The organism is Pseudomonas sp. PDM27 (genome assembly GCF_019219205.1).
GTDB classification, from domain to species: domain Bacteria; phylum Pseudomonadota; class Gammaproteobacteria; order Pseudomonadales; family Pseudomonadaceae; genus Aquipseudomonas; species Aquipseudomonas laurylsulfatiphila.
Map to the genome: position 1 here is coordinate 1,147,402 of NZ_JAHUWF010000001.1, position 24,227 is coordinate 1,171,628.

At 58.6% G+C, this 24,227-nt stretch carries 23 protein-coding genes and 4 tRNA genes; 7 read left to right on the forward strand and 20 right to left on the reverse strand.

Going from position 1 to position 24,227, the window contains the following annotated elements:
- Positions 1–13: 13 nt before the first annotated feature.
- Both KW838_RS05055 and KW838_RS05060 read left to right on the forward strand, forming a co-directional pair.
- Positions 14–1,144: a carbon-nitrogen hydrolase family protein gene (locus tag KW838_RS05055; protein ID WP_102702174.1), complete on the forward strand. Its 1,131-nt coding sequence runs from the start codon at positions 14–16 to the stop codon at positions 1,142–1,144.
- Between the two features lie 3 nt (positions 1,145–1,147).
- Positions 1,148–2,188 (forward strand): AraC family transcriptional regulator, encoded by a 1,041-nt coding sequence (locus tag KW838_RS05060; RefSeq protein ID WP_218500582.1) that lies wholly within the window; start codon positions 1,148–1,150, stop codon positions 2,186–2,188.
- Positions 2,189–2,219: 31 nt separating this feature from the next.
- On the opposite strand, the gene KW838_RS05065 is transcribed toward KW838_RS05060, so the two are convergent.
- From KW838_RS05065 to KW838_RS05120, 12 genes are all read right to left on the reverse strand, one after another.
- A complete protein-coding gene (locus KW838_RS05065) occupies positions 2,220–2,366 on the reverse strand; it encodes a hypothetical protein (RefSeq protein ID WP_173900858.1) in 147 nt (48 codons plus the stop codon).
- A 195-nt stretch (positions 2,367–2,561) separates the two neighbouring features.
- A complete protein-coding gene (locus tag KW838_RS05070; RefSeq protein ID WP_218500583.1) occupies positions 2,562–3,413 on the reverse strand; it encodes a DUF2242 domain-containing protein in 852 nt (283 codons plus the stop codon).
- 203 nt (positions 3,414–3,616) lie between these two features.
- Entirely contained in the window at positions 3,617–5,488 is a 1,872-nt protein-coding gene (locus KW838_RS05075; RefSeq protein ID WP_102702177.1) for a SurA N-terminal domain-containing protein, read from the reverse strand.
- Between the two features lie 233 nt (positions 5,489–5,721).
- Positions 5,722–5,994: an HU family DNA-binding protein gene (locus KW838_RS05080; protein WP_002552737.1), complete on the reverse strand. Its 273-nt coding sequence runs from the start codon at positions 5,992–5,994 to the stop codon at positions 5,722–5,724.
- Positions 5,995–6,143: 149 nt separating this feature from the next.
- Positions 6,144–8,540 carry an endopeptidase La gene (gene lon / locus KW838_RS05085; RefSeq protein ID WP_015094303.1) on the reverse strand — a complete coding sequence of 799 codons (2,397 nt, stop codon included), beginning with the start codon at positions 8,538–8,540 and terminating at the stop codon, positions 6,144–6,146.
- A 318-nt stretch (positions 8,541–8,858) separates the two neighbouring features.
- Positions 8,859–10,142 (reverse strand): ATP-dependent Clp protease ATP-binding subunit ClpX, encoded by a 1,284-nt coding sequence (clpX, locus tag KW838_RS05090; RefSeq protein ID WP_007982210.1) that lies wholly within the window; start codon positions 10,140–10,142, stop codon positions 8,859–8,861.
- Positions 10,143–10,254: 112 nt separating this feature from the next.
- Positions 10,255–10,890, reverse strand: a complete 636-nt coding sequence (gene clpP, locus KW838_RS05095; RefSeq protein WP_015094302.1) for an ATP-dependent Clp endopeptidase proteolytic subunit ClpP — start codon at positions 10,888–10,890, stop codon at positions 10,255–10,257.
- 93 nt (positions 10,891–10,983) lie between these two features.
- The gene (tig, locus tag KW838_RS05100) at positions 10,984–12,294 is read right to left on the reverse strand and encodes a trigger factor (RefSeq protein ID WP_102702178.1); all 1,311 of its coding nucleotides are present in this window, start codon (positions 12,292–12,294) and stop codon (positions 10,984–10,986) included.
- Between the two features lie 385 nt (positions 12,295–12,679).
- Positions 12,680–12,755, reverse strand: a tRNA-His gene (locus tag KW838_RS05105).
- Between the two features lie 77 nt (positions 12,756–12,832).
- Positions 12,833–12,917 (reverse strand) — tRNA-Leu (locus tag KW838_RS05110).
- 56 nt (positions 12,918–12,973) lie between these two features.
- A tRNA-His gene (locus KW838_RS05115) sits at positions 12,974–13,049 on the reverse strand.
- A gap of 32 nt (positions 13,050–13,081) precedes the next feature.
- Positions 13,082–13,158: transfer RNA gene (locus KW838_RS05120), tRNA-Arg, on the reverse strand.
- Positions 13,159–13,432: 274 nt separating this feature from the next.
- Between KW838_RS05120 and folD the strand changes: the two genes are divergently transcribed.
- Entirely contained in the window at positions 13,433–14,287 is an 855-nt protein-coding gene (gene folD / locus KW838_RS05125; RefSeq protein ID WP_008001570.1) for a bifunctional methylenetetrahydrofolate dehydrogenase/methenyltetrahydrofolate cyclohydrolase FolD, read from the forward strand.
- Positions 14,288–14,524: 237 nt separating this feature from the next.
- Positions 14,525–15,463, forward strand: a complete 939-nt coding sequence (pbpG, locus tag KW838_RS05130; protein WP_015094299.1) for a D-alanyl-D-alanine endopeptidase — start codon at positions 14,525–14,527, stop codon at positions 15,461–15,463.
- Positions 15,464–15,628: 165 nt separating this feature from the next.
- Here the strand turns inward: pbpG and KW838_RS05135 are convergent, their stop codons facing one another.
- The 3 genes from KW838_RS05135 to KW838_RS05145 form a co-directional block, all read right to left on the reverse strand.
- Positions 15,629–15,844, reverse strand: a complete 216-nt coding sequence (locus KW838_RS05135; RefSeq protein ID WP_102702180.1) for a hypothetical protein — start codon at positions 15,842–15,844, stop codon at positions 15,629–15,631.
- Between the two features lie 17 nt (positions 15,845–15,861).
- Entirely contained in the window at positions 15,862–16,068 is a 207-nt protein-coding gene (locus KW838_RS05140) for a DUF6021 family protein (RefSeq protein ID WP_218485183.1), read from the reverse strand.
- A 95-nt stretch (positions 16,069–16,163) separates the two neighbouring features.
- Positions 16,164–16,898, reverse strand: a complete 735-nt coding sequence (locus KW838_RS05145; protein WP_102702182.1) for a peptidase C39 family protein — start codon at positions 16,896–16,898, stop codon at positions 16,164–16,166.
- A gap of 179 nt (positions 16,899–17,077) precedes the next feature.
- Here KW838_RS05145 and KW838_RS05150 point away from each other — a divergent pair, with 179 nt between their 5' ends.
- Complete coding sequence (locus tag KW838_RS05150) at positions 17,078–17,239, forward strand: hypothetical protein (RefSeq protein ID WP_173900859.1); 162 nt, start codon at positions 17,078–17,080, stop codon at positions 17,237–17,239.
- A gap of 137 nt (positions 17,240–17,376) precedes the next feature.
- Here the strand turns inward: KW838_RS05150 and KW838_RS05155 are convergent, their stop codons facing one another.
- Together KW838_RS05155 and KW838_RS05160 are read right to left on the reverse strand one after the other, a co-directional pair.
- Positions 17,377–18,126, reverse strand: coding sequence for a TerC family protein (locus KW838_RS05155; RefSeq protein ID WP_102702183.1), 750 nt, complete (start codon positions 18,124–18,126; stop codon positions 17,377–17,379).
- 29 nt (positions 18,127–18,155) lie between these two features.
- Complete coding sequence (locus KW838_RS05160; RefSeq protein ID WP_102702184.1) at positions 18,156–18,398, reverse strand: hypothetical protein; 243 nt, start codon at positions 18,396–18,398, stop codon at positions 18,156–18,158.
- A 219-nt stretch (positions 18,399–18,617) separates the two neighbouring features.
- Between KW838_RS05160 and nhaR the strand changes: the two genes are divergently transcribed.
- On the forward strand, positions 18,618–19,517 hold the full coding sequence (gene nhaR / locus KW838_RS05165; protein ID WP_007977140.1) for a transcriptional activator NhaR: 900 nt from the start codon (positions 18,618–18,620) through the stop codon (positions 19,515–19,517).
- Here the strand turns inward: nhaR and KW838_RS05170 are convergent.
- Positions 19,504–20,667, reverse strand: coding sequence for an MFS transporter (locus KW838_RS05170; protein ID WP_102702629.1), 1,164 nt, complete (start codon positions 20,665–20,667; stop codon positions 19,504–19,506). The two genes, nhaR and KW838_RS05170, sit on opposite strands and share 14 nt — an antisense overlap.
- A 467-nt stretch (positions 20,668–21,134) precedes the next feature.
- Here KW838_RS05170 and sstT point away from each other — a divergent pair, with 467 nt between their 5' ends.
- Positions 21,135–22,355 (forward strand): serine/threonine transporter SstT, encoded by a 1,221-nt coding sequence (sstT, locus tag KW838_RS05175; protein ID WP_218500584.1) that lies wholly within the window; start codon positions 21,135–21,137, stop codon positions 22,353–22,355.
- A 143-nt stretch (positions 22,356–22,498) separates the two neighbouring features.
- Here the strand turns inward: sstT and KW838_RS05180 are convergent, their stop codons facing one another.
- Both KW838_RS05180 and KW838_RS05185 read right to left on the reverse strand, forming a co-directional pair.
- Complete coding sequence (locus tag KW838_RS05180; RefSeq protein WP_007977144.1) at positions 22,499–23,008, reverse strand: DUF1993 family protein; 510 nt, start codon at positions 23,006–23,008, stop codon at positions 22,499–22,501.
- 209 nt (positions 23,009–23,217) lie between these two features.
- Entirely contained in the window at positions 23,218–24,093 is an 876-nt protein-coding gene (locus KW838_RS05185) for an SDR family oxidoreductase (RefSeq protein WP_102702627.1), read from the reverse strand.
- Positions 24,094–24,227 lie beyond the last annotated feature (134 nt).

Consider the following 24,227-nt stretch of genomic DNA (forward strand, 5'->3'; position numbering starts at 1 on the left):
AAACTGTGTCCCCATGCGCAAACTTTTGTACCTGACATTTTCCATGGCGTTGCTCGCCGCCCTCACGACCTACGCGATGTGGGCCGCGGACCGGCCGGTGGGTCACTACCTTTCTGACCTGCGGATCAACCTGGCTGTCGACCAGGGTACGCCTGCGGATCGTGGCAATCTGCTGGGCATTCAGCCCGAACTGTTTCCTACCGATTATCAAAGCCCCGAGCGCTTGCACCGTAAACTCGCGGCCTATCTGCAAGCAGCCCGGGACCAGGGTTTGTTGAACGGCAAGACCGTCGTCGTGTTGCCGGAACACGTCGGTACCTGGCTGATGGTCAGCGGCGAAAAGGATGAGTTGTATCAGGCCGGCACCCTCAAGGAGGCCATGAACTGGCTGGCGGTGAGCAATCCCCTGAAGTTCGCCAGAGCGTTGATCAGCGCCGAGGGTGGCAACCGCCTGGACGATGCCCACCTGCGCATGAAAGCCAAGGCGATGGCCAGAGACTACCAGGCATTGTTCGGAGGATTGGCCAAGGAATTCCACGTGACGCTGGTCGCGGGCTCCATCGTGCTGCCCGAACCGAGCATCATCGACGGCACCCTGAAAATCGGTCGCGGCGCGCTGTACAACAGCAGTGTGGTGTTCGGCAACGATGGCCTGCCGATCGGCCAGCCCCAGCGCCAGATGCACCCGTTCTTCGCAGAACAGAACGGGATCAAGGCGAACGCCGAACACTCGCTCAACGTCGTTGATACCCCCGCAGGAAGGTTGGGCGTATTGATCGGCCACGACAGCTGGTATCCGGAAAACTACCTCAAGCTCAACGACCAGAGCGTACAACTGGTTGCGGTACCGGCCTTTGTTCCCGGCCGTGGCACCTGGGAGCAGCCGTGGCGTGGCTACAGGGGTTCATCGGAGCCGGCGTCGGTCAACCTCAAGCCCGGAGAAGTCAGCGAAGGCCAGGCCTGGCAGCGCCTGACCCTCACGACCCGGGTACCGGCCAGTCTGGCTGTCGCCGGCATGAGTGTGTTCCTGCGGGGTCAGTTCTGGGATCAGGGCAGCGCCGGGTACAGTTTCCTCAGCCGCAACGGCCAGCAGTTTTCCGACGGCAACGCCCAGGGTGCGCGTTTGCTGAACCTCTGGTTGTAAGCCATGAAACCGCAGCCGATGCGCCTCGGCGATCTGTCGGTGGGCTTTGTTCATAGCCTGGCCGATGCCGTGCGCAGTCATGGCGTCGATCCGCAGCCGCTGCTCGATCAATACGGCCTCGATGCAGCGCGACTGAGCGAGGCCGGTGCCCGCCTGTCAATACCGCGCTACATGCGCCTGGGCCACGGCGCCATTCAACTGACCGACAACCCGGCCCTTGGTTTGCGCATGGGCCAGCTCAGTCGCCTGAGCCAGATCGGCCTCGCAGGGGTCACCGCTGCCCAGGCACCCACAGTACGTGAAGCCGCGCGCTGCCTGATCCGCTTCGAAGCCTTGTATGGGTCCAATTATCGCGGCCAATCAAGCTTCCACGAAGACGCCCGGGGCGCCTGGCTGCGCTTCTATTCGATCAGCCCCTACAACGCCTACAACCGCTTCGTGGTGGATTCGATCATTGCTGGCTGGTTGCAGCAATTATCCAGTGTCAGCGCCATCCCGCTGCGCGCCGAACGTATCGAGATCGAATTCGACGAACCCGGTTACCGCGCGGCCTATGACGTCCTGGGTGACTGTCCGATCCAGTTTGGCAGCGAACGCAATCAACTGCGCCTGAGCCTGGCAAGCCTCGCCCAGCGCAACCCCGAGCATTGCCCGAGCACCTGGCGGCATTTGCTGCAACTGTGTGAGCAGGAGCTGGAACAACTGACACGCACCCGCAGCCTGCGTGAACGCATCATCGCGCTGCTGGGTCCCTTGCTCAATGGTGGCCGGGAGCCCGACCTGGAAGAAGTGGCGGCACGCCTGAAGCTGCCCACCTGGACCCTGCGCCGCAAACTTGCCGAGGAAGGCACGCAATTTCGCGCAATCCTCAATGAAACCCGTCGCGACCTGGCCATGACCTACATACGCGACACCGAACTGGCGTTCGGGGAAATCGCCTATCTGCTGGGCTTTGCCTCAGCCGAAGCCTTTCAACGCGCATTCAAACGCTGGAACGGGCAGACACCTGGCGAGTTTCGCCGCAGTCATCGAAAAACAGCCTGAAGCCTTTAGCCGCAAGCGACAAGTTGGAGCTTTAAAGCTCGGTGGCGTCTTCTGCGGGTTCCAGCGGGTCCAGTTCGAAAGCCTGGTACTCGAGCAGTTCTTCTTGATAATCGTCCATCTTTGAATCCCCCAACCCGTATTGAAAAACGTCTGAACAAATGACCAATGCCTTGAGCATAAGGTGTCCGCATGAAAGAAAAATGACGCGGACACGACACTCCGTCGCTACTGAATAAAACGTAGCAGCTGGTCAGGAATTTATCATTGGTTTTTTTCGTGGGAGGCCGCAGGACAGCGGCCTTGTTTGACGCGGATCAATCCATGCGCTCGCTACGGGATCGTGACTCGTTGGCCGATCCCGTAACGCGAACAATCACTGGCCGGTGACAGGCATCGCCGGAATCGCCTCGCTCGGCGGCGGCATGTCGGTCGGGTTTGTCGGCGGCGTGATGGTTTCTACCGACGGTGCCGGATCCATGTTCTGAACCGGAGTAATGGGTGCCGCTTCAGGCGGCGGCATGACCGGCTCAGAGGCCGCTGGAGCCGGTTCCACTGGAGCCGGCGCCGGAGTCACCGGGGTTGGCTCTGCGGCCGGTGCAGTGGTCGCGGCGGGAGCCAGGGGAGCCGGCGCCGGCTTGGCTTCAGGCATGCCCAGGTCTGTTTTCGGCTTTTCGGGAATGTGCGCAGCCTTTTTCGCTTCCGGCGGCAGGAACAGCTCGACCAGTGCGAAGAAACGCTCGTAGAACTTGGCAGACGATACGGTTTCGCTGGCGACCTTGACCATCGAGTCGTCAGAGGAGCCGATCGGCATCGACACCGAGCCCAGCACGCCCACACCAAGACTGGCGGAGTTGTTGGTCTTCTTCAGCGCATAACGATCCTGCAGGGCGTTGGCGAACACAGTCGCATGGTGCCCTTCGCTACCGTCATCGGCACACACCACACTGAAGCTGATCTCCATGTGGTTCTCGCCGGTCTGCTGGAAGCTCTTGTGACCGCTGACCAGCTTCGGATCGTTGCTGGTGATGATGTAACCCTGACTGAGCAAGGCGCGGCGGGCGGCTTCACAGCTCTGGATATCAGTGACCGGATAGTTACGGGAGAAGGTGCCGGAATCGTCGAAGTTCTCATGCTCGTAGATGGCAGCCTTGTTCGATGAACAACCGGCTGCAACGGCCAGCACGGCAGCCACGCCGACAATCCGCATGGGAAATGATTTAAACATTGAACATCCTGAGGAAAACGGTTCGGGGCGTATTGTGCAACAGATCGATGCTTAGCGGAGCATCGATCGTGTCTTAAAACGGTTACAGGCTGATTGACCCCGGTTTTGCACAAAAGTCACCGCGGCAAATGACGTACGGCCAAACAAAAAGACCCCGGCGTTTCGGCCGGGGTCTCCTGTGTCGCGCTAAACCTGGTCAGGCATCAGTATTTCTTGATGTCCGCCTGGCTTTCCAGCTGCTTGCGATACGCCGCAAAGTCTTGCTGGCCGATGCGCGAAGCGAGGTAGCGACGGTACTGCGCTTTCTCTTCTTCGGTCGGCGCCGCTGCTTCGTTCACGCCGTTGAGGCGCACGATCATCAGGCTGCCATCCGCCAGCGTCACGCTGGTGAAGGTCGGCTTGTCCTTGGCCACCGGCTTCGCCATGCGGAACAGCGCTTGCAGCACAGCAGGGTCGACCCCTTCCTGAGCGCGGGTCGCCGCTTCGGTGACTTTCCAGGCCTGGCCGTCGACGGCCTGATCCAGCGGGGTCTTGCCATCGCGCAGGTTGGCGATCAAGGCTTCAGCCTTGGTCTTGGCGTCGGCGCTGGCGTGCTCCTTGGCCAATTGCCCGCGGATAGCCGCATCAACGCTTTCCAGCGGCAGTTGCGAAGGCTTCAGGTGCTCCTTGGCACGCAACACGATCACGGTTTCCGGATCGAGTTCGATGGCGGTGCTGTTCGCACCCTCATCCAGGACTTCCGGGCTGAACGCGGCAGTGATCACGGCACGGTTGGCTGCAATGCCCTCACCGCCTTCGCGGCCGAACGGCTTGGACGTCTGTACGGTCAGTTTCAAGTCCTGCGCCGGCTGAGCCAGATCGGACGCTTCGAACGAGGCGTCTTCCAGCTGCTTGCTCGCCTCAACGAAACGCTGCTCGACTTGCTGGGTTTTCAGCGCACGGGTCAGCTTGTCTTTCAGGCTGGCGAAGGTTGGCACTTCAGGCGCTTCCACACCCAACAGCTTGATCAGGTGGAAACCGAAGTCGGTGCGAACCGGCGTCGAAACCTGGTCCTTGGCCAACGAATACAAGGCTTTTTCGAACGCCGGGTCGTAGACGCCAGGACCGGCAAAACCAAGGTCACCGCCGTTGTTCGCCGAACCCGGATCCTGGGAGAACTCCTTGGCCAGCACCTCGAACTGCTCACCCTTGGCCAGACGGGCCTGGATCTCTTCGATCTTCGCCTTGGCTTGCGCCTCAGTGGTCTTGTCGTTCACTTCAATCAGAATGTGCGCAGCCCGGCGTTGCTCGGACAGGTTCGCGATTTCTTTCTGATAGGCCGCTTGCAGGTCTTCGTCGTTGACGCTGACCTGGTCGAAGAAGGAAGCCTTCTTCAACTCGAGGTAGTCGATGACCACCTGATCCGGCGTCATGAATTCCTTGGCGTGCTCGTCGTAATAGGCCTTGACCTCTTCGTCGGTCAGCTTCACAGCCGACGGGTCAGCCTTGATGTTCAGCGAAGCGAAATCGCGGGTCTGTTTTTCCAGACGGGCAAATGCCAGTACCTGCGCATCGGTCACGAAGCCGCTACCGGCCAGACCGGCACGCAGCTGGCCAATCAGCATTTCCTGAGCCAGCATCTGGCGGAATTGCATGCGGGTATAGCCGAGCTGGCGAATCACCTGGTCGAAACGCTCGGAGCTGAACTTGCCATCAACCTGAAATTCCGGTGTTTGCAGGATGACCTGGTCAAGTGCCGCTTCGGAAAAGGCAAACTTCGATTGTTCTGCGCCTTGCAGCAGCAGCTTGCGATCGATCAGGCCCTTGAGAGCCGATTCGCGCAACATTTTTTCGTCCAGCAAGGAAGCATCGAAATCCTTGCCCAGCTGTTGCATGAGCTGGCGGCGTTGCATATCGACCGCCTGGCTCAGCTCGTTCTGGCTGATTTCTTCACCATTGACCTTCGCCGCTTCATTCTTGCTCGTCGTGGCCTGAAAAATGGCGTCGAAACCGGTCAAGGCCATCAGTGCAACGATGACCCCGATAATAGTCTTGGCAATCCAGCCTTGTGAATTGTCCCTGATATTCTGCAGCATGCGTCCCCCAGAAACGGTTGAACTTCAAAATTAGGCAACCGTGGAGCGTGGGTAGAATCCGGATAGAAGAAAGGCGCATCCGAGGATGCGCCTTCTCGTAACTGGCGGAGCGGATCAAAGACTCGAACTGGCGACCCTTGGTGTCTTGAACCGGCGACCTGCAGTCAGGACTGCCGCTCCGCTGCCAAGTCAGGCATGACCCCGACCCGGATGGGTAAAAACCTGAATCGAACTTAGTTGACAGCTTCTTTCAGTGCTTTACCGGCTTTGAAACCTGGTTTTTTGGCGGCTGCGATTTCCAGCGTCTTACCGGTCTGTGGGTTACGACCGATGCGAGCTGGACGATCGGTAACGGAGAAAGTACCGAAACCAACCAGAACAACAGAGTCGCCAGCCTTGAGAGCGCCAGTGACGGATTCGATTACAGCGTCCAGCGCACGGCCAGCAGCAGCTTTCGGGATATCAGCGGATGCAGCGATAGCATCAATCAGTTCCGACTTGTTCACTCTAAGTCCCCTTATATCTATTTGAGTATGATTCTAAGTTTTTTTGGTGAAAGCAAAAACGAGTGCTGAATGGCCTACAGACACTTAAGAGCCGCTTTATAACAAGGGCTCTAAAAAACTGTCAAGGAAGCCCCCCAGGCAAATACGTACTAATGCGTGCTAATTCTTTCCTTAGAATCCGCGTCACGTTTCTCATCCTTCGCGACTATCTCCGGAGCCACGTCCGGCAAGGGCTCCGGCGCGTATTGCAACGCAATTTGCAGGACCTCGTCAATCCATTTAACCGGTTTAATCTGTAGATCCTGCTTGATATTGTCCGGAATCTCTTTGAGATCGCGCACATTCTCTTCAGGAATGATCACGGTCTTGATCCCGCCACGATGGGCAGCCAGCAGTTTTTCTTTCAAGCCGCCAATGGCCAGCACCTGGCCGCGCAAGGTGATTTCGCCGGTCATGGCGACATCCGCGCGCACCGGAATGCCGGTCAATGCCGAAACCAGGGCCGTACACATGCCCACGCCGGCGCTAGGGCCGTCTTTCGGGGTCGCTCCTTCAGGCATATGGATGTGCGTGTCGCGCTTCTCATGGAAGTCCAGGGGAATGCCCAGGCTCTTCGCCCGACTGCGAACTACGGTCAACGCGGCTGTGATCGACTCGACCATCACATCACCCAGGGAACCGGTCTTGATCAACTGGCCCTTGCCCGGTACCACAGCGGCTTCGATGGTCAGCAGTTCGCCACCCACCTGAGTCCACGCCAGCCCGGTCACCTGGCCGATCTGATCCTGCTGCTCGGCCAGGCCATAGCGGAATTTACGCACGCCCAGGAAGTGCTCCAGCATGTCTGCGGTGACCTTCACCGAGAAGCGTTTTTCCAGCGCATGTTCCTTGACGGCCTTGCGGCAAACCTTGGCAATCTGCCGCTCAAGGCCACGCACACCGGCTTCACGGGTGTAGTAGCGGATGATGTCGCGAATCGCTTCGGCGTCGAATTCCAGCTCGCCTTTTTTCAAACCGTTGGCAGTGATCTGCTTAGGCGAAAGGTACTTCACGGCGATGTTGATCTTCTCGTCTTCGGTGTAGCCCGGCAGACGGATCACTTCCATCCGGTCCAGCAGCGCCGGCGGGATGTTCATCGAGTTCGAAGTGCACAGGAACATCACATCGGACAGGTCGTAATCGACTTCCAGATAGTGATCGTTGAAGTTGTGGTTCTGCTCGGGATCGAGCACTTCCAGCAACGCCGATGCCGGATCGCCGCGCATGTCGCTGCCCATTTTGTCGATTTCATCGAGCAGGAACAGCGGGTTGCGCACACCCACTTTTGTCATTTTTTGAATCAATCTTCCTGGCATCGAACCGATGTAAGTACGGCGATGACCACGAATTTCCGCCTCGTCACGCACACCACCGAGGGCCATGCGTACGAACTTGCGGTTGGTGGCATGCGCAATCGACTCTGCCAGGGACGTTTTACCGACCCCGGGAGGACCGACTAGGCACAGCACCGGACCACGAATCTTCTTCACGCGTTTTTGCACGGCGAGGTATTCGAGGATGCGCTCCTTGACCTCTTCGAGGCCATAGTGGTCGGCATCCAGAATGTCTTCGGCACGCGCCAGATCCAGGCGTACCTTGCTCTGGGCCTTCCACGGCACCTGAACCAGCCAGTCGATGTACGAACGCACCACGGTCGCTTCCGCGGACATCGGTGACATCTGCTTGAGCTTGTTCAGTTCGGCAGTCGCCTTGGCCAGCGCGTCTTTCGGCAAGCCGGCGGCGTCGATACGCTTTTTCAGCTCTTCGACTTCGTTATGACCTTCGTCGCTGTCACCGAGCTCTTTCTGAATGGCCTTCATCTGCTCATTCAGGTAGTACTCGCGCTGGCTGCGCTCCATTTGTTTCTTGACGCGGCCGCGAATGCGTTTTTCGACTTGCAGCAGATCGATCTCGGCATCGAGCAACGCCAGAACGTGCTCGACCCGGGCCGACAGATCGATGATTTCGAGGATTTCCTGCTTCTGCTCGATCTTCAGGGCCATGTGCGCGGCCATGGTGTCCACCAGGCGACCTGGCTCATCGATGCTGTTGAGCGACGAGAGGACTTCAGCCGGGACTTTCTTGCCCAACTGCACGTATTGCTCGAACTGGGACAGCAGGCTGCGAACGAACACCTCCGACTCGCGCTCTGGTGCGTCAACTTCGTCGATCAGGGAGACTTCGGCACGGCAGTGGCCGTCCACTTCGCTGAAGCGCTCAACGGCGCCCCGCTGCTCACCTTCGACCAGGACCTTGACCGTGCCGTCAGGCAGCTTCAGCAGCTGCAGAACGGTGGCAATCGTACCCACGCGGTACAGGGCCTCTTCACCGGGATCGTCGTCAGCCGGGTTTCTCTGGGCCAGCAGAAGAATCTGCTTGTCACCCGTCATCGCAGCCTCGAGGGCTTCGATGGATTTCTCGCGCCCCACGAACAGCGGGATAACCATGTGCGGATAAACCACGACATCACGCAATGGCAGGAGAGGCAATTCGATGGTTGTCTTCATGATTTCGCCTCTACGGCGGCCGTAAGGCCGTAAACAGATGGAAGTAAGCTTGAAACCAAGATGGGGGCTGCTCTGGAAAAAAACAAGCAGATAAAGGAACGACTTTTAAGATCGAAGCCTGCAGGGGGCTGGATACTTCGCATAACCCTGTAGGAGCTGCCGCAGGCTGCGATCTTTTGATCTTGCTCTTTTGAAAAGCAAAGTCAAAAGATCGCAGCCTGCGGCAGCGCCTACAAAAGCCAGGCCGCCGTTTCGGCGAGCCAGCCCCAAATAGCAAAGGGGCCCGAAGGCCCCTTCTTTGTTCAAGCTGCGTGACGCTTAAGCGTCTGGCGCGGCCTTGGCGGTCGGCTCACTGTTTTCATAGATATACAGTGGCTTGGACTTGCCTTCTATCACGCTTTCATCGATCACTACCTTGCTCACCTCGGATTGCGAGGGGATTTCATACATAGTGTCGAGCAATACACCTTCGAGAATCGAACGCAGGCCGCGAGCACCGGTTTTACGCTCCAGGGCACGCTTGGCGACCGATTTCAGAGCGTCGGATCGGAATTCCAGATCAACGCCTTCCATCTCGAACAGCTTGGCATACTGCTTGGTCAGAGCATTTTTCGGCTCGGTGAGGATCTGCATCAACGCAGCCTCATCAAGCTCGTCCAGCGTCGCAAGGACCGGCAGACGACCGACGAATTCCGGGATCAGACCGAACTTGACCAGATCGTCAGGCTCGACTTCACGCAGGGACTCACCGACTTTCTTGCCTTCTTCCTTGCTGCGCACTTCCGCGTTGAAACCGATACCGCCCTTGGTGGAACGGTTTTGAATAACCTTTTCCAGACCGGAGAACGCACCGCCGCAGATGAACAGGATGTTACGGGTGTCGACCTGAAGGAATTCCTGCTGCGGATGCTTGCGACCACCTTGAGGCGGAACGGAAGCGACCGTGCCTTCGATCAACTTGAGCAGGGCCTGCTGCACGCCTTCACCGGAAACGTCCCGGGTGATCGACGGGTTGTCGGATTTGCGCGAAATCTTGTCGATTTCATCGATGTAGACAATGCCCATCTGGGCTTTTTCCACGTCGTAATCGCATTTCTGCAGCAGCTTCTGAATGATGTTCTCGACATCCTCACCCACGTAACCCGCCTCGGTGAGGGTGGTTGCGTCGGCGATGGTGAACGGAACGTTCAGCAAGCGGGCCAGTGTTTCGGCAAGCAGGGTCTTACCCGAGCCTGTCGGGCCGATCAGCAGGATGTTGCTCTTGCCGAGTTCGACGTCGTCATTCTTTTTGTCACGCTGATTCAGGCGCTTGTAGTGGTTGTACACCGCTACGGCCAGAACCTTTTTCGCACGCTCCTGACCAATCACATACTGATCAAGGATGCCGCTGATTTCTTTAGGCGAAGGCAATTTATGCGCGCTGCTTTCGGCCTGTGCTTCCTGCACCTCCTCGCGGATGATGTCATTGCACAGGTCGACGCACTCGTCGCAGATAAAGACCGAGGGGCCGGCAATCAATTTGCGTACTTCATGCTGGCTTTTGCCACAGAAGGAGCAATAGAGCAGCTTGCCGTTGTCCTCGCCGTTGCGGGTGTCAGTCATTCGTTCGATCCAAATCCGATAGGCTTGCAACACAAGATGAAGGCTATTGCGGGCTTTTTCAAGCCCGCAGGTGATCGGACCCGCCGACCAACCTTATTTTGAGCTGCTTATTTTAAGCAGGGCGCTGACTGATCACTTCGTCGATCAACCCGTACTCACGCGCAGCGTCCGCACTCATGAAATTATCGCGGTTGGTATCGCGCTCGATTTCTTCAAGCGTGCGCCCGCTGTGCTTGGCCATCAGCGTGTTGAGACGCTCACGAATGAAGAGGATTTCCTTGGCGTGGATTTCGATATCCGACGCCTGGCCCTGGAAACCGCCCAGTGGCTGGTGAATCATCACTCGCGAGTTCGGCAGGCAGTAACGCTTGCCCTGGGCACCGGCCGTCAGCAGGAATGCGCCCATGCTGCACGCCTGACCGATACAGGTGGTCGACACATTAGGCTTGATGAACTGCATGGTGTCGTAGATCGACATGCCCGCCGTCACCGAACCGCCCGGGGAGTTGATATAGAGATGGATGTCCTTGTCCGGGTTTTCCGCTTCAAGGAACAGCAGTTGCGCACAGATCAGGTTGGCCATGTAGTCCTCTACCGGGCCAACCAGAAAGATCACTCGCTCCTTGAGCAGGCGCGAGTAGATGTCGTAGGCGCGCTCGCCACGAGCGGACTGCTCGACAACCATCGGGACCAGGCCGCCTGCGGCCTGGATATCAGAGTTCTGCTGAATATACGAATTACGGAACATGCTCTGCAGTCACTCCCAAATAGTTATGTCTTGAATACGCATAAGCCAGCACGAAGGCTGGCTTATGGTGTTTGCTTCTTACCGCAAAAGTGATCAGTCGGCTTGTGGTGCTTCTACCGGCTTGACCGCTTCTTCGTAAGAGACCGATTTGTCGGTCACGCTAGCTTTCTGCAGAACAGTATCCACAACTTGCTCTTCCAGCACAACCGAACGAACTTCGTTCAGTTGCTGGTCGTTTTTGTAGTACCAGGACACAACTTGCTCAGGCTCCTGGTAGGCCGAAGCCATTTCCTGAATCATCTCGCGAACGCGGGTTTCGTCTGGCTTGAGGTCGAATTGCTTGACCACTTCAGCCACGATCAGACCCAGCACTACGCGGCGCTTGGCTTGCTCTTCGAACAGCTCGGCCGGCAGTTGGTCAGGCTTGATATTGCCGCCGAACTGCTGGACAGCCTGCACGCGCAGACGGTCAACTTCATTGGACAGCAGAGCCTTTGGCACTTCGATCGGGTTGGTGGCCAGCAGACCGTCCATTACCTGATTCTTGACCTTGGATTTGATCGCCTGACGCAGCTCACGCTCCATGTTCTTGCGAACTTCGGCGCGGAAGCCTTCCAGACCGGTTTCCTTGATGCCGAATTGGGCGAAGAATTCTTCAGTCAGTTCTGGCAGCTTTGGCTCGGAAACGGTGTTGACAGTCACGGTGAACTCGGCGGTTTTGCCAGCCAGGTCCAGGTTCTGATAGTCCTCTGGGAAGGTCAGGTTCAGAACGCGCTCTTCACCGGCCTTGGCGCCAACCAGGCCATCTTCGAAACCAGGGATCATGCGGCCGGAACCCAAAACCAGCTGGGTACCCTTGGCGGAACCGCCAGCGAACACTTCACCGTCGACCTTGCCGACGAAATCGATGTTCAACTGGTCTTCGTTCTGGGCAGCGCGATCGGCCACTTCGAAACGGGTGTTCTGCTTGCGCAGGATTTCCAGCATCTTGTCCAGATCGGCGTCAGTCACGTCAGCGCTCAGACGCTCGACGGCGATACCGTCGAAACCGGCAACGGTGAACTCAGGGAACACTTCGAATACGGCTACGTATTCCAGGTCCTTGCCCGCTTCCAGGGATTTTGGCTCGATCGAAGGCTGACCAGCCGGGTTCAGCTTCTGCTCAACCACAGCTTCGTAAAAGGAGGACTGGATCACGTCGCCTACAGCTTCCTGGCGAGCGTCAGCACCGAAACGGCGCTTGATTTCGCTCATTGGCACTTTGCCTGGACGGAAGCCAGCAATCTTGGCCTTTTGGGCGGTCTGCTGCAGACGCTTGTTGACCTGGCTCTCGATGCGCTCAGCCGGCACGGTGACGCTCATGCGGCGCTCAAGAGCAGTAGTATTTTCAACAGAAACTTGCATGGATATTCCTCGTTGCACAGACGTTAGCCGGCCGTTTCCGACCCCAGAATCAAGGGCATGCATTCTAGTGGGTCAAACTCAAGAAGTCACCCTACTGAAAACGGGTAAAAAAGCAGCAGGCAATTTATAGGGGCGAATACACCAATGCACCTCGCCCCGATGGCAAATACAACCAATCACGCCAAGGCTCTGCGCCGACCGTTCCTATATAGAAGAGGTCGCCAATCATCTCCCTGACAGCCAGCCTCGCAAGCAAGACCGGCGGACAGGACCGCATCATCGAGAAACATAAATACGACGAAACGCCCCGCCCCTGCGACCCGGAACCTGCGGCCGCCGAAACAAAAAAGGCGCCAGACTTTTCAATCTGGCGCCTTTCGAAATATGGGGTGGACGATGGGGATCGAACCCACGACAACGGGAGTCACAATCCCGTGCTCTACCAACTGAGCTACGCCCACCATATTGCCTGTTAAAGAAGCCAAACAACTTCTTTATCAAGCTCCAGCCAGGCCAACAGCCTGATCGAAGCTTTATTTGGTGCGGATGAAGAGACTCGAACTCTTACGCCTCGCGGCGCTGGAACCTAAATCCAGTGTGTCTACCAATTCCACCACATCCGCGGATGAAGCCGTTAAAGCAAAGGCGCCAGACTGTTAATCTGGCGCCTTTCGAAATATGGGGTGGACGATGGGGATCGAACCCACGACAACGGGAGTCACAATCCCGTGCTCTACCAACTGAGCTACGCCCACCATATCGCGTTACTTGTGCCAAAGCTGCCTAATGGCGCACCCGGCAGGACTCGAACCTGCGACCATCCGCTTAGAAGGCGGATGCTCTATCCAGCTGAGCTACGGGCGCCTTGTTAGCTGTACCCTTGGAGGACTACAAACTAAGTGCTTTCCAGTCTTGCAGAATCGTAATCCCGCTCAACCTTCCTAACCAGTGCTAGGCTGTGCCCGACAAGTGCGACGAATAGTATAGAGCCACCCGAAGGTCGTCAAATCCTTTTTAAAAAAAATTCATTTAATTAAAGGAGTTAGGGGAATTTGCAGACCAAGCGCCTTTGCCCTCACCGCATGACATGCGAGAATGCGTTCTCTTTTTTTCCCCTCTCGATGGTTAATCACGCGCAATGACTGCACAACTAATCGACGGCAAATCGATCGCCGCCAGCCTGCGCCAGCAGATCGCCCAACGTGTCACCGAGCGTCGCCAGCAAGGCCTGCGCACGCCCGGCCTCGCGGTGATCCTGGTCGGTAGCGATCCTGCCTCTCAGGTTTATGTCTCGCACAAGCGTAAAGACTGTGAAGAGGTCGGCTTTCTGTCCCAAGCTTATGACCTGCCTTCCGAAACCACTCAAGAAGCGCTGACCGAGCTGATCGATCGCCTGAACGACGATCCTGCGATCGACGGCGTTCTGCTCCAGCTTCCGCTTCCCGAACACCTGGACGCCTCCAGACTGCTGGAGCGCATTCGTCCGGACAAAGACGTCGACGGCTTCCATCCTTATAACGTCGGTCGCCTGGCCCAGCGTATCCCGCTGCTGCGCCCATGCACCCCCAAAGGCATCATGACCCTGCTGGAAAGCACCGGGGTCGATCTTTACGGGATGAATGCCGTGGTCGTCGGTGCGTCCAATATCGTTGGCCGCCCGATGGCGATGGAGTTGCTGCTGGCCGGTTGCACCGTGACGGTCACTCACCGCTTTACCAAGGACCTGGCCGGTCATGTCGGCCGTGCGGACCTGGTCGTCGTCGCCGCCGGCAAGCCGGGCCTGGTCAAGGGCGAATGGATCAAGGAAGGTGCGATCGTGATCGATGTCGGCATCAACCGTCAGGACGATGGCAAGCTGGTCGGTGACGTGATCTATGAAACCGCCCTGCCCCGCGCCGGCTGGATCACTCCGGTGCCGGGCGGCGTTGGCCCGATGACCCGTGCCTGCCTGCTGGAAAACACCCTGTACGCCGCTGAAACCCTGCACAGCTGAGTTTCACCGCAGACGCGGACAGCGAATCGAAGAACCCCGCCCTTGGCGGGGTTTTTTTTGCCTGCGAAACACACGCGACCACCCGACGGAAAATGACATTTTTTTCATGTTTCTCAGGACTTTCGCCTGTTGTTTGAACAACCATCGACAGTTATTCAGCCATACTCCAGAATGTCGCGCTTTTTACGAAATAGCCCGTTACAGAACGGCTTATCAACACTTTGTGAGTCTGCCAGCGTGAAAATCCGTCTTTCGATCCTGAGCCTATTTTTTGCAGTTACAGGGACTTTCCTCACGCCAATCGCCAGTGCTGATGAGACCACCGCAGCGCCGCGAGATACGAAGACACTCAAGCTCGCTTCCGGCAGCTCCTTGCTGCTGGACATGCAGACCAACAAAGTCATCTATGCCAGCAATCCTGACGTCGTCGTCCCCATCGCGTCCGTCAGCAAACTGATGACCGGCCTGGTCGTGGTTGAAGCCCGCCAGAACATGGATGAATACATCAACATCAACATCAGCGACACACCGGAAATGAAAGGCGTGTACTCCCGGGTCAAGCTCAAGAGCGAACTGCCCCGCCGGGAAATGTTGCTGATTGCCCTGATGTCATCCGAAAACCGCGCCGCTGCAAGCCTGGCCCACCACTATCCGGGCGGCTATGCCGCGTTCATTGCTGCTATGAACGCCAAGGCTCGGGCGCTGGGCATGACCAACACGCATTTCGTCGAGCCGACCGGTCTCTCCCCGCGCAACGTGTCGACCGCTCGCGATTTGAGCAAACTGTTGATCGCCGCGCACAAGTACCCGCTGTTGACCGAGCTGAGCACGACCAAGGAAAAAACCGTCTCGTTCCGTAAACCCAACTACAGCCTGGGTTTTCGCAACACCGACCATTTGGTCCGCAAGCCGGACTGGGACATCCAGCTGACAAAAACCGGTTTCACCAACGAAGCAGGCCACTGCCTGGTGCTGGTGACCCGAATGAGTAACCGCCCGGTGGCTCTGGTGATCCTTGACGCCTATGGCAAGTACACCCATTTTGCCGATGCCACACGCATGCGTAATTGGGTAGAGAGCGGAAAGAGCGCAGACGTGCCTTCCGTAGCCTTGCAGTACAAGGCAGACAAGAACCTCAAGCAGCGGCAGAGCGGCGTGGTTGAAGCGTCGCAGTAATCCTGCTGCAAACACATGAAAAAGCCCCGATCACTCGGGGCTTTTTTTTGGTACTTCAATCTGTAGGAGCTGCCGAAGGCTGCGATCTTTTGATCTTGATCTTGATCTTTTAAAAGCAAGATCAAAAGATCGCAGCCTTCGGCAGCTCCTACAGGTGGCGGCTATTCAGTCATTGGGCAGCGGCATCTGGTCGTCGTCCGGGATGCCGTCGCCGGTACTTGGATCTCTCCACCCCTTCGGCTTTTCAGTGGGCGCCACCGTTGGCCGCGCCAGCGGATCCCTCAACGGGCTGTCCGGATCCATCACCGGGTCGGTGCTTTGCTCGGGGGTCGTGGGGACAGTTTCCGGACCTTTGTCGTCAAAACTGGAATCGGTAGACATACACACCTCCATTGAACCTAAGGTTTCAGATCACCCAGTGGATCGTAGGGCTTTGCCGGAGCCTTGGGGTTGTCACCCGGCTTCACATCCCTCGGTGCCTTGGCGGGCCCGATCGGGTCGACCTGAGGATCGGTAAGGTCAGGGGAGTCGGGGTCGAAACCCAGCTCATCGCCAGAGGAATGTTCAGACGAGTGCGGACCGACGGGCGTTGTGGAATGAGCCATGGGTGCCTCCTGATCTCGGCCCGGAGCAATGATCCGGGCCTATGAAGATCAGAGGCTGGCGGCGAGCGATGGTGCCCGTCGGGTGACCAACGGACTCAGTGCGCGGCCAGGGCCTTTTTCGCCTTGGCGGCAGCCTGCTCCTGACCGGCCTGAGCCAGCTCGTTGGCGGCCTTGAGCCAGCGCTGTTGATCGACCTGAGACGGGATCTGCGTCGGATTCTGGATCAGCACGGCCCAGCCACCGGCGTCCTTGAATGCCGACTCGAAGGCGCTGAAGCTCATCAGTTCGCGGCGATCCATCCCCGCACGCAACAGGACCGTCTGCTTCTGGCGGTTGTAGCCGGCCAGAATGGCGTAACGCGGTTCGGCCCACATGGCCGAGCCCTCGGTGAAGCGCACCATCACCGGATAACCGGCGGCGACCTGCGTCAACAAGGCCGCAAGATTGCTGTCGAGGGGATAAACCACCATCCCGTACTCACGGGCCAGGTTCTGCATGTTCTGTTGCAACTGCGCTTCACCCCCCGGCAAATGCAAGGGCTTTTCGAGCAAGCCCGGGGTGATCACGATGCCCTGCTGGGACAGCATGCTGGCCAGCACCTGCGGCCCGCTTTGATACGCATCGCCCCGGTAGAATCGGCCGCTGAGTTCGACACGCTCCGGCAAACGCTTGATCTCGGGCGTAACGCTCCCGGCACAACCCGCCAGGCTCGCCACGCAACCGGCCATCAGCATGGCCGACAAAATTCGAGAAAATACCCGCACCATCAGCTCTCTCTTGTTCAGGTTCAGACGCCAGGCAATCCCATTCCCGGCTCGGTCGTCGATCATAGGTCGCCGCGCTGCCAGGGTATAGCTTTAAACGGCAGACGCGTGCATTCGATAGAGCGAACTGGTTGGTGACTGCCGACTTTCGGTCAATAGTCTGAAATGCAGTAACGGCTAGACTGTGTTCTAAAGAGACGACAGCGAAGCATGTGTGCCCGCAGCAGGGCAAAGAGGAGGCACAGATGAGCCTGACCATGATCATTGCGATGTTGATTTGCAGCTGGCTGGCGGTAGCCGCCGCCATGCTGTGGGGCGTGCTGCGCATCACTCGCCGCCACCATCACCCTCCCGTTCAACCTGCAAAACCCGCCAAGGCAACCCGCCGCCACGCCAGCGCCCACTGACCTGAATTTCAAACAAAAACGCCTGAACACATCCCTGTAGGAGCTGCCGCAGGCTGCGATCTTTTTCCCAGAAGATCAAAAGATCGCAGCCTGCGGCAGCTCCTACAAGGTGTTCAGGCGTTTCCTTTTAGCGGCGGTCAGACTTCCGTGGCTACACGCTTCTGCCTGGCCCGGCGGGACATCATGTTCAACACCTCGATCGAAGCCGAGAATGCCATGGCCGCATAGACGTAGCCTTTCGGTACATGGGCGCCAAAGCCTTCGGCAATCAGCGTCATGCCGATCATGATCAGGAAGCCCAGGGCCAGCATCACCACCGTCGGGTTGTCGTTGATGAACTTGGCCAACGGATCAGCGGCAAACAACATCACCAGCACCGACACCACCACCGCGATGATCATGATCGGCAAATGCTCGGTCATGCCGACAGCGGTAATGATGCTGTCGATGGAAAACACCATGTCCAGCATCAGGATCTGACCGATCGCCGCGGCAAAGCCCAGGGTCACGGTGGATGTCTTCGACGTCGGATCATCCGGCGCCGGGTCCATGCTGTGATGGATCTCGGTGGTCGCCTTCCACAACAGGAACAGGCCACCGGCGATCAGGATCATGTCTTTCCAGGAAAACGCGTGGCCGAGAATCTCGATCACCGGAGCGGTCAACTGGACGATGAACGCGATGGTGCTCAGCAGGCCCAATCGCAGGATCAGCGCCATGCCGATACCGATGCGCCGCGCCTTCTGTCGGTGTTGCTCGGGCAGCTTGTTGGTCAGGATCGAGATGAAGATCAGGTTATCGATGCCGAGCACGATTTCCATCACCACCAGGGTGGCCAGGGCAACCCAGGCAGTGGGGCTGGCGGCAAGTTGTAAAAGGTAGTCCATGGGTCAGTCCTGACTCGTTGTAATACGGTTTAGATTTCCTGGGAGGAAGATTCGGTTTTTTCCGATTCTTTTTCCGATGATTCTTTTTTGCTGATCAACCCGCCGGTGGCATCGCTGAGCGCCTGTTCGGCGGCCTTGTGGGTATCGTCAATCGCTTGTTTGGCGCTTTCGGCCGCCTTGCCCATCAACTGTTGCGCGCTTTTCTCGGCCTGGTCGCAACCGGCCAATACCAGTAAAGATGTGATCAACAGCGCCGTGGCTTTAATTTTCATGATGCTCCCTCGATAGAACGAACGGGACCGAAACGATGGCCCGTTGATAGCGATGCATTCTAGGGAAGCAAACACTTCAGTAAAATTCGTATTTTTGCGGTATATACTTCGATTTTTACGAATCCAGACCTTCTTGCTTTTGTGTAGGAGCTGCCGAAGGCTGCGATCTTTTAAATCAAAAGATCGCAGCCTTCGGCAGCTCCTACAGGGACCGTACCTATGTTGAATTACCGACAACTGCATTATTTCTGGGTGGTGGCCAAGACCGGCAGCATCGTGCGTGCCTGCGAACAGCTGAACCTCACGCCGCAAACCATCAGCGGGCAGATTTCATTGCTGGAACAGACTTTTGGCATCGAGTTGTTTCGGCGCGTCGGACGGCAACTCGAACTGACCGAGGCTGGGCGCCAGGCACTGCCCTACGCCGAACAAATGTTCCAGCTGGGTGGCGAACTGGAACTGATGCTGCGGGCACAACCCAATGAGCAGCAGATTCTGTTTCGTGTCGGCGTGGCCGACGTGGTGCCCAAGTCCATCGTCTATCGCCTGATCGCACCCACCATGGAGTTGAGCGAACCGCTGCGCATCACCTGCCGCGAAGACAAGCTTGAACGTTTGTTGGCCGACCTGGCGATCCAGCGCCTGGACCTGGTGATCTCCGACAGCCCGATGCCGTCGCACCTGGACATCAAGGGCTACAGCCAGAAACTGGGTGAGTGCGGGATCAGCTTCTTCGCCACCCCTGAGCTGGCGGCACGTTTCGGTCAGGACTTCCCGCGCAACCTGCACGGCGCGCCGCTGCTGATTCCCGGCCCGGAAACCGTGGTGCGCAGCCGTTTGCAGCGCTGGTTCGCCGAGCAGCAGATTCAACCGCAGATTGTCGGCGAGTTCGACGACAGCGCCCTGATGCAGGCCTTCGGCCAATCCGGCAGCGGGATCTTCATCGGCCCGAGCGTGATTGCCGATGAAGTGCAACGCCAGTATGGCGTGCAAGTGATCGGCCAGACCGACGCGGTGAGCGAGTCGTTCTATGCCATCTCAGTGGAGCGCAAGGTCAAGCACCCCGGCATTGTCGCCATTACCGAAGGTGCCCGACGCGAGCTGTTTACAGCGCTGTAACCGCTTCGCGCGGCTTGAACGTCATCAGGGCGATGGCCAGCAGGATCGAGGCCAGGATGAAAGCGGCGGCGGCAAAGCCAAGGCCTTGCAGGCCGACGCTGTCAATCACCCGGCCACCGATCATCGCGCCCAGGCCGATGCCGAGGTTGGCCCCGGCGATGTTCAGCGACGCGGCAAATGCCGGCGCTTCGGGCGCGGCTTTCATCAGGCGCACATGGCTGACCAGGAACAACGCCGCCTGAGTCACGCCCCAGATGCCCATCGCCGCCGCCAGACCGAGCGGCGAATGGATGTTCGGCACCAGCGCCACCAGGCCGGCAATCATGAACGCGCAGAACATCATCGACGCCATCAACGGATGCCGATCCACTGCCCGGCCGCCCAGGGAGTTGCCGATCAACCCGACCGCGCCGAAGCCCATCAGGCACCAGCCGACCACGGTGCCGTTGAAGCCGGCCAGACGCTCGAGGATGTCGGCCAGATAGGTATAGGCCGTGAACATACCGCTGAACACAATCACTGACAGCAACACATGACCGAGCATCAGCGGGCTGCGCAGGATCTTGAACTGCGACAGGAAGCTCACCTGATGCTGGTGCAGATTGGTCCTGGGCAGATAGATAAACAGCAGCAACGCCTTGGCAAAGGCGATGACCGCCAGTATCGCAAAGGCACTGCGCCAGCCGAACGCATCGGAAATCAGCGTGCCCACCGGAATGCCGAACACCGTGGCGCAGACGATGCCGAAGCCGATCTTGGCAATGGCGCGACCGGCGTAATCCGGCCCGACGATGTCCACCGCCGTCTCGCTGGCCAGCGCCCAGAACACCGGCAACCCCAGCGCCGGGATCAACCGGGCAAACGCCATCACCCAGATGTTCGGTGCCAGCGCCGCCAGCGTATTGGCCAGGCCAAACAGGATCAGTACCGAGATGAACAGCTTGCGTCGCTCGAAGCGAGCGAAATAAGCCGTGAGGAACGGCCCGAACGCGGCCACGGTGAACGCGAACAAGGTCACCAGCAAACCGGCCTGCGGGATGCTGACCTCAAGGTCCCTGGCGATCGCCGGCAACAGGCCAACGATGATGAATTCCGTGGTCAGCACCGTGAAACCGGCGGCAGACAACAGAAGAATGGGCAACAACCGCATGCACAACTCCAGAAAACGACGACACCAGCGATAGCCCGAAGGCCCACTGGCAGACATGAAAATGAGGATGGCGAATCTTAACAGAGTGTTTTCGGATGCGGTTGCACGAACCTGCAATTCGCGTTGAAGACCAGGGCGTCAGTTCGTCACAGGTCTGAAGGATCGTACCTGCGCTGTGATAAAGTCCGCGCCCTGAAAAAAGTACACCCTGTGGTTAATGCCGATTATTTAAGGGCAAAACCTGTGGGAGCGAGCTTGCTCGCGATGGCGGACTGTCAGACAACGCAACTATGGACTGTGCCACCGTCATCGCGAGCAAGCTCGCTCCCACAAGAAATGCGACGTTCAACACCTTAAAAGACATTGATCCCTGTGTTTCCTTCTCGGTTTCCTGCCTGCGGCCTGCCCTGTTTGTTGCCGCAAACCTGCGAAACCATGCATTAATAAAAAATCAGAGATGCTGTTTTATGACTGCTTCATCCCCTTCTCTATTGCACCGCCTTAAACGCTTGAGCCTGGTCACGCAGATCGTGATCGGCCTGATCGCCGGTATTGCCCTGGCCCTGTTTGCCCCCGACGTGGCCAAATCCACGGCGTTCATCGGCAAAGTGTTTGTTTCGGCACTGAAAGCCGTCGCGCCGATTCTGGTGTTCGTGCTGGTCATGGCGTCGATTGCCAACCACAAGCACGGCCAGGAAACCCACATCCGGCCGATTCTGTTCCTGTATCTGCTGGGCACTTTCACCGCCGCCGTGGTCGCGGTGGTTGCCAGCATGACGTTCCCGTCGAGCCTGGTGCTGTCGACCCAGGACGTCGCGGTCACAGCGCCGGGCGGGATTGGCGAAGTGCTGCAAAGCCTGTTGCTGAGCGTGGTCGACAATCCGGTCAGCGCGCTGATGAACGCCAATTTCATCGGCATCCTGGCGTGGGCCATCGGCATGGGCATCGCCATCCGTCATGCCGGCGACACCACCCGCGAAGTACTGGGCGACCTGTCCAATGGCGTGACCGTGATCGTGCGCCTGGTGATCAGCTTCGCCCCGCTGGGGATCTTCGGCCTGGTGGCCTCGACCCTGGCCACCTCCGGTTTCGGCGCCTTGATCGGCTATGCGCACCTGCTGGCCGTGCTGCTGGGCTGCATGCTGTTCGTGGCACTGGTGATGAACCCGATCATTGTCTTCTGGAAACTGCGCCGCAACCCGTACCCGCTGGTGCTGACCTGCCTGCGTGAAAGCGGCATCACCGCATTCTTCACCCGCAGTTCGGCGGCGAACATTCCGGTCAACCTGGAACTGAGCAAGCGCCTGGGCCTGCACGAAGACACCTACTCGGTATCGATCCCGCTGGGTGCGACCATCAACATGGCGGGTGCTGCGATCACCATCACCGTGCTGACCCTGGCGGCGGTGCACACCCTCGGTATCACCGTGGACATTCCGACCGCGATCCTGCTGAGCGTGGTCGCGGCGATCTGCGCCTGTGGCGCTTCGGGTGTGGCCGGTGGTTCGCTGTTGCTGATTCCGCTGGCCTGCAGCCTGTTCGGCATCCCGAGCGAAATCGCCATGCAGGTGGTGGCGGTCGGTTTCATCATCGGCGTGTTGCAGGACTCGGCGGAAACCGCGCTGAACTCGTCCACCGATGTGCTGTTCACGGCGGCGGCTTGCCTGGGTGAAGAGCGCCTGGCCTGAAAATCAAAAGATCGCAGCCTGCGGCAGCTCCTACAGGGCGTACACCGTTCCCATGTAGGAGCTGCCGCAGGCTGCGATCTTTTGACGTAAAACAAAGCCCGCCAAGGCGCAAACCTTGGCGGGCTTTTTTGTACCTGGGCGGTTTAGAACGCGCCCATGTAGTCGCGCTTGCCCACTTCCACGCCATTGTGGCGCAGCAGTGCATAAGTGGTGGTGACGTGGAAGAAGAACTGCGGCAGGCCGTAGGTCAGCAGGTAGGCCTGGCCACTGAAGCGTTTCTCTTTCGGCGTGCCCGGACGGGTGACGATCTCGATGCCTTCCTTGCCGTTGATCTGCTCCGGCGTGAACTCGCCGATGTAAGCCAGAACTTTGCTCAGCAGCGCTTGCAGTTCGGCGAAAGTGGTTTCGGTGTCGTCGTACTTCGGCACTTCAACTTCAGCCAGACGCGAAGAAACGCCCTTGGCGAAATCAACGGCGATCTGCACCTGGCGCACCAGCGGGAACATGTCCGGGAACAGGCGCGCTTGCAGAAAGGCGTTAGGGTCGATGTTTTTTTCGGTGGCGTGAGCCTCGGCCTTTTTCAGTACATCGCTCAGGGCGTTGAGCATTTGCTGGAAAACAGGCACGGAAGCGTCGTACAGGGAAATGGTCATGGCAGGTCTCGTGTGGTGACGGGAGGATCGCGGGAAACCTGTGGGAGCGAGCTTGCTCGCGATGGACGTGAACGATAACGCGTTCTGTCTGAATACACGCGTTGCGCTGGAGTCCATCGTCGGAACGCCGCCCGGAGCAAGCTCGCTCCCACAGGGGTTCGATTTTGGCCGATTATAGCCGCGTGCCGCCCATCTGAGACCGGTCTTTTTCAGCTGCCGTACACTTTGGCTGCCGGAACAGCCTGAGCCACAAGCTGTGCGACGGCATCGCCCATCTCGCCCACCGCCCAGCGGCCCTGGCGATCCAGTTGCGGGCCACGGCGCCAGCCATCGGCGATCGACAACTTGCCGCCCTCGACTTCGAACATCTGCCCGGTCACCTCGGCGGACGCCTCGGAACCCAGCCACACCACCAGCGGCGCGACGTTTTCCGGGGCGAAATAATCGAAGCCCTCTTCAGGCTTTTTCATGGTGTCGGCGAACACCTGCTCGGTCATCCCGGTCCGCGCGGCCGGCGCCAGGGCGTTGGCGGTGATCCCGTAGCGGCGCAGTTCGGCCGCCTGCACCAGCGTCAGCGAGGCAATACCGCCCTTGGCCGCCGCGTAGTTGGACTGGCCAATGGAACCCTGCAAACCGGCGCCGGAACTGGTGTTGATGATCCGCGCATCGACCCTGGCGCCACCCTTGGCCTGCTCACGCCAGTACTTCACGGCGTGGCTGGAAATGCAGAAGTGGCCCTTGAGGTGCACCGCCACCACCGCGTCCCAGTCGGCTTCGCTGAGGCTGGCGAACATGCGGTCGCGGCAGATGCCGGCGTTGTTGACCACCACATTCAGGTCGCCAAAGGTTTCGATGGCCTGGCGCACGATCAGCCCTGCCGAGTCATAACGGGTGATGTCGTCGCTGTTGGCCACGGCACTGCCGCCCTGGCCGAGGATTTCGCCGACCACGGCCAGGGCCGCTTCGCGGTTGATGTCGTTGACCACCACCTTCGCGCCTTCGGCGGCGAAGGCCAGCGCATAGGCGCGGCCCAGGCCACCGCCGGCACCGGTGATGATCACGACACGGTTTTCACAGATTTTCATGTTGTTCATCCTTCAATTTCATCACTAATCGACACAACCCCCTGTGGGAGCGGGCTTGCTCGCGAAAGCGGTGGGTCAGCCAACATTGATGTAGCTGACACTCCGCCTTCGCGAGCAAGCCCGCTCCCACAGGT